Here is a 5,114-nt window from a genome sequence, read left to right as displayed (position 1 = left end):
CGGCGGCGAGGTCGCGCAGCGTGTAGGCGGGTGCCTCGGGATCCGCCGGGGTCGACTCCCCGCTGTCGCGCAGGTCGTAGCGCACCACGCGGCGGCCGCCCGCGGCGAGGCGCTCGCACAGCGCATCGGGCCAGGAGAGCATCGTCGTGCCGCCCGCGAGCAGGACGAGGGGAGCGTCGTCGGCACCGAACGACTCGATGCCCAAGGTGATCCCGTTGACGTCAAGGGTGGTGTTCATACCAGGCAGACCGGATCCGCCGCCCGAACTCATCGCTCCCGCAGCAAGCTCAGACCCGGCTGCCGCCCACGCGTCCCTGCAGCAGCCGTGACAGGGCCGCGTGTACATCGTCGATCGACCGCTCCGGCTGGAACGCCTGCCAGTCGAGCGCCGCCACGAGCACCATCCCCACCAGGGCCGCGGCGGTCAGCGGGATGTCGATCTCCTCGCTCAGCTCACCGGCCGCCACACCCTCGCGCAGGACCTCCTCGACCACGGCGACCGCCTGCTGCCGTACGACGAGCAGCGTGGACTGCCAGGCCCGGCCGGTGCGCCACAGCTCGGCCACGTACAGCTGGGTGAAGGACGGATACGTGGCGATGAAGTCCAGGCCCGCGCGGATCATCGCGTCCAGGGCGGCGACCTTGGTGCCGCCGCCGCGGGCCGTGTCGTCCGCCGCCCGCTGCAGCGACTCGGTGAGCAGTCCGACGCCGTAGCGCAGGAGCTCCTCGAAGAGCTCGGCCTTGCTGGCGAAGTTGTAGTAGACCGTGCCCTTGGCGACTCCCGCGCGTTCGGCGATCTCGTCGACCGTGGTCGCCGAGAACCCCTGCTCCGCGATGAGCGTCACGGCCGCCTCGTACAACTTCGCCTTGGTGGCCTGCCGCCGCCCGCCGCCTGCCTTGGAGCCGCCGCCCGCCTTGGAGCCGCCGGCCCCTGCTGCCTTCTGCATGAGGTCGATTCTCACAGGCCCGGGACCGCCCCTGTCACAGCGTCAGCTCGGGATGCAGCCGGTCCAGGGTCCACACCTGGCGCTTGCGGGCGGAGAGCGCCGTCAGCGCCAGCGCGCCCAGGGTGAACGCCACGAGCACCACGCACCCCTGCCATACGGGCCCGAGCCCGCCGCCCGTGATCAGCCGCCGCAGCGCCTCCACCACGTACGACATCGGCAGGAAGGGGTGGATCGCGCCGAAGAACGACGGACTCGTCTGGACCGGATAGGTGCCGCCGGCCGAGGTCAGCTGGAGCATCAGGAAGGCGAGGACGAGGATGCGGCCTGCCGCGCCGAAGCGGGCGTTGAGCCACTGCACGATCGCCGCGAAGCACCCGGTGACCAGGAGCAGGAAGCCGACCGTGCCCGCCGCGTGGGCCATCTCCAGGCCGAGTGCCCAGTGCAGTACGGAGATCAGTGCCGTGGTCTGCAGCGCACCGATCGCCGCCACCGGCAGCCAGCCCGCGAGCGCGATCCGCCAGGCGGAGGCGCCGGTGGCGAGCGCCCGCCGGTTGAGCGGCGCGATCACCATGTACGCGACCATCGCACCGACCCACAGGGACAGCGGGATGAAGTACGGCGCGAATCCGGTGCCGTAATTGGGCGCCTGGTGCAGGGACTTGGCGGCCAGCTGTACGGGATCGGCCATGACCTCCGTACGGGCGTCGCGGTCGCTCTTGTCGTAGTCCGGGATCTGTTCGGCGCCGTCGCGCAGGCCGCCGGCCAGTTCGCCGGACCCGTCGACCAGCTTGAAGAGCCCGCCGTTCAGGTCCTTTGCGCCGTCCTTGAGGCGGCCCACACCCGTATCGAGATCGGAGGAGCCGGACTTGGCGCTGCTGAGCCCGGTGTGCAGCGTGCCCGCGCCCTTGGCGACGGCCTGGGCGCCCCGGTTCAGCTGGTTGATCTTCTTCACGGCCGCGTCGAGGTCGTCGCCGAGGTGCGGGGCGCGGTCGGCCAGCGCGTTCGCCTGCTTCTCGAGGGTGGCCAGATGGTCGTCGAGCCGGTCGGTGTCCCCGGCGTAGTCCTGGACGACGGTGTTCACGTCCGCGGCGATCCGCTCGACGTCGTCACCCGCCTCCTTGGCCTGCTTGAGCTGCGGACAGTTCGGGTCCTTGAGGAGCGCGTCCTCGCAGCGCGCCTCGTACACGGAGTCCAGCGCTCCGGAGGCCTTCTCCGTGCCGGAAGCGGCGAGCGGCGCCTTCTCCACGAGCGTGTCCAGATGCCCGCGGATCGCCTTGGCGGAGTCGGCGACCAGACGGGCCGTGTCACCGATGCTCTCGCCGTTCTCGCGCAGGAACGGGCCGACCTTGTCGGCGGCGCCGTTCACCTTGTCCGCGAGCGTCTGCGTCCCGTCGGCCACCTGGCCCGCGCCGGTCTCCAGGTCGCCGGCGCCCTGGTCCAACTTCTCGATTCCGCGGGCCAGTTCACCGCTCCCGGACTTGGCGTCGCCCAGACCGTCCGCGAGCTGTTTCGCCCCGTCCTTGGCCTTGCCCGCGCCCTCCTCGAGTTGCCCGGCGCCGTCGGCGGCCTCCTCCGTCCTGCCGTGGATGTCGGAGAAGGACACGAAGATCTTGTCCAGGAAGGTCCGCGACGCCTTGCTGGAGGCCGCCGACCGCACCTCGGAGAACACCGTCCGCGAGAGCTGCCCGACGATGTAGTTGTTGGCGTCGTTCGTACGGACCTGAAGGGCGCCGGTCTCGGGGGAGCCCCCCGCGCTGGACGCGATCCGCCGGCTGAAGTCCTCGGGCACGGTCAGCGAGAGGTAGTACGTACCGTCCTCGACGCCCGCGCGCGCCTGAGCCGCGTCCACCTCGTGCCAGTCGAAGGTGCTGCTGTCCCGCAGCCCCTCGGCTATCCCGTCACCCGCCGCGATCTTCTTGCCGTCGGCGCTCGCCCCCTTGTCGTCGTTGACCAGCGCGACCGGGATCTTGTCCAGCCGGCCGTACGGGTCCCAGAACGACCACAGGTAGAGCGCCCCGTAAAGGAGCGGAAGCAGCAGCAGCGAGACGAGCGCGGCGCGCGGGAGACGGCCCCGGCCGAAGCGCTTGAGCTCAAGAACGGCCAGTTTCGGCGAGCGCATCGGCTGCCCCCTTCTCGTCCGTGGTTCCCGACTTCTCGTCCGCGGCCCTCGAGGTCTCGTCCCCGGCCCCCGACTCCTGGTCCGTGGTCCCCAACCGGACCTTCCGCGCCGACTCGGGAGCCCCGGGCCCCACGGCCACGACGGTCGTCCCGGTCTCGGCGATCGCCGTCAGCATCCGCCAGGCGGCGGCCAGTTCCCCGGCCGACAGCTTCAGATCGAGGTCGTCCACCGCGAGCAGCCGCGGCCGCCCGATCAGCGCGAGGGCCACGGACAGACGCAGCGCCTCGATGCGCTCCAGATCCCGCACGGAGGTGCGCGAGCCCTTGACGAGGGCCGCCACGTCGAGACCGGCGGCGGTGAGGGCGCTCTCGCGCAGCAGCGCGGATGCGGCCGCGCGCTCCGCGCGCGGGCTCAGGAACGAGCGCAGCGACATGCCGAACCGCCTTTGCAGCAGGGCTCGTTCCCGCAGGTGCTCGGCGACGGTCAGGGCCGGATCGAGGTCGGTGACGCCCGGGACATGCGCCAGTGCGCTGATCCGCCGAACGGCCGCGGCCTGCCGGGGCAGCCGCAGCGCCCCGACCTCGGCACGGCCCTCGGTGGCGCGCATACGTCCCGTCAGCGCGAGCAGCAGGGAGGTCCGCCCTGAACCGGACGGCCCTTCGACGGCGACCAGAGTGCCTGGCTCCGCCGTGAACTCCACCTCGCGAAAGGCCCACCCTCGGGGGCCTCTCACCCCGAACCCCTGCACCGCGAGCACCTACGGCCCCCTGTTTTTGAACTGACTGGTCAGTGCAAAAACGTACACGACGCCGATCCGGCACTCGTACGCCGCCCTCCCTCAACTCCCTTATCCGAACCCTTGATCGAGCGATAAGCGCAGGTCAGGGCCGATTGTCAGTGGCGTACTTCACGATGGGGGTCATACGGCAGCTTTTTCGCCAGTGCCGTATCAAACGACGACAGGAGGTTCGTCATGGCCAGTTCCTACGCAGCCGCCGCACGCCGGCGCCGCGCCTCCGGCCCTGCCCCCTCACTGAACGGTCCCGCGAGCGACGTCCACCCGGTCCTGCGCCGGGCATCGGCCCCGCCCGCCGCCCTCGATCTGCTCGCCCAGGCCCGCAGCGGACTCGACGAGGCGGCCCGCCTCGAGACGCCCAACGAGCGTTACTCCGCCGCCCACCTCGCGGCCCTGCGTACCGCCGCCGCCGTGCTCGCCGCGCGGGGGAGGCCCGAGACCAGCGCGCGCAAGCGGGCGAAGATCCGCAGCGCTTGGGAAGTGCTCCCCGAGATAGCACCCGAACTCGCCGAGTGGAGCGCCCTGTTCGCCTCCGGCGCCACCAAGCGGGCCCGCGCGGACGCGGGTATCCAGGGCGCGGCCGGCGCCCGGGACGCCGATGATCTGCTGCGCGATGTCGCGATGTTCCTGCGCCTGGTCGAGCGGATGCTGGTGCTCCAGCCGGTCCTTCCGCAGCCTCGTCCGGAACAGCCGGATGCGGGGTGAGGGGGCTTTGCTGCTGAAGCAATAGGGTGGGGACGAACCGTCCCCACCCCCGCCGCACCGGCGGAGTCACGCCGAGGAGTAACTGCCGTGTCGGACCCGATGCGCCCCCGTGCTTCCCTCCGTACCGCCGTGGTCTGGGAGGTACTGAAAGAGGCCCTCGACCGGCAGGTGAAGGCGAGCGGACGGGAATCGCTCGACGTGCTCGACACGGGCGGCGGCAGCGGCAAGTTCGCCGTGCCGGTCGCCGCGCTGGGCCACCGCGTCACCGTCGTCGACCCCAGCCCCAACGCGCTCTTCGCCCTCGAGCGACGGGCCGCCGAGGCCGGGGTCGCGGAGCGGGTGAGCGGCGTGCAGGGCGATGTGCACGGACTCTTCGACGTGGTCGAGCCCGGCACGTACGACGCGGTGCTCTGCCATGGCGTCCTCGAGTACGTGGACGACCCGGCCGAAGGCGTACGGAACGTGGCGGGTGCGCTGCGCGAGACCGGTGTGCTCAGCCTGCTGGCCGCCGGGCTCGGCGGCGCCGTGCTCGCCCGCGCCCTGGCGG

At 71.7% G+C, this 5,114-nt stretch carries 6 protein-coding genes; 2 read left to right on the top strand and 4 right to left on the bottom strand.

Annotated elements, in window-relative coordinates; translation table 11 throughout:
- From ABT367_RS40735 to ABT367_RS40720, 4 genes are all read right to left on the bottom strand, one after another.
- A partial coding sequence (locus ABT367_RS40735) for an alpha/beta fold hydrolase (protein WP_434975653.1) occupies positions 1-238 on the bottom strand: 238 nt, incomplete at its 3' end.
- Positions 239-287: 49 nt separating this feature from the next.
- Positions 288-947, bottom strand: coding sequence for a TetR/AcrR family transcriptional regulator (locus ABT367_RS40730; RefSeq protein ID WP_352258946.1), 660 nt, complete (start codon positions 945-947; stop codon positions 288-290).
- 34 nt (positions 948-981) lie between these two features.
- On the bottom strand, positions 982-3,066 hold the full coding sequence (locus ABT367_RS40725; protein ID WP_352258944.1) for a YhgE/Pip domain-containing protein: 2,085 nt from the start codon (positions 3,064-3,066) through the stop codon (positions 982-984).
- Complete coding sequence (locus ABT367_RS40720; protein ID WP_352258942.1) at positions 3,038-3,766, bottom strand: ATP-binding cassette domain-containing protein; 729 nt, start codon at positions 3,764-3,766, stop codon at positions 3,038-3,040. The genes ABT367_RS40725 and ABT367_RS40720 overlap by 29 nt, the downstream gene beginning before the upstream one ends.
- A gap of 273 nt (positions 3,767-4,039) precedes the next feature.
- On the opposite strand from ABT367_RS40720, the gene ABT367_RS40715 reads away from it, so the two are divergent.
- Together ABT367_RS40715 and ABT367_RS40710 are read left to right on the top strand one after the other, a co-directional pair.
- The gene (locus ABT367_RS40715) at positions 4,040-4,567 is read left to right on the top strand and encodes an SAV_6107 family HEPN domain-containing protein (RefSeq protein WP_352258940.1); all 528 of its coding nucleotides are present in this window, start codon (positions 4,040-4,042) and stop codon (positions 4,565-4,567) included.
- A gap of 87 nt (positions 4,568-4,654) precedes the next feature.
- Positions 4,655-5,114, top strand: a 460-nt coding sequence (locus ABT367_RS40710; protein WP_352258938.1) for a class I SAM-dependent methyltransferase, incomplete at its 3' end; no start/stop codon positions are given.

This window comes from Streptomyces mesophilus, from assembly GCF_040300965.1.
Taxonomy (GTDB): domain Bacteria; phylum Actinomycetota; class Actinomycetes; order Streptomycetales; family Streptomycetaceae; genus Streptomyces; species Streptomyces mesophilus_A.
The sequence above is the reverse complement of the archived record's forward strand: the minus strand, read 5'-3'. Positions and strand labels throughout refer to the sequence as shown.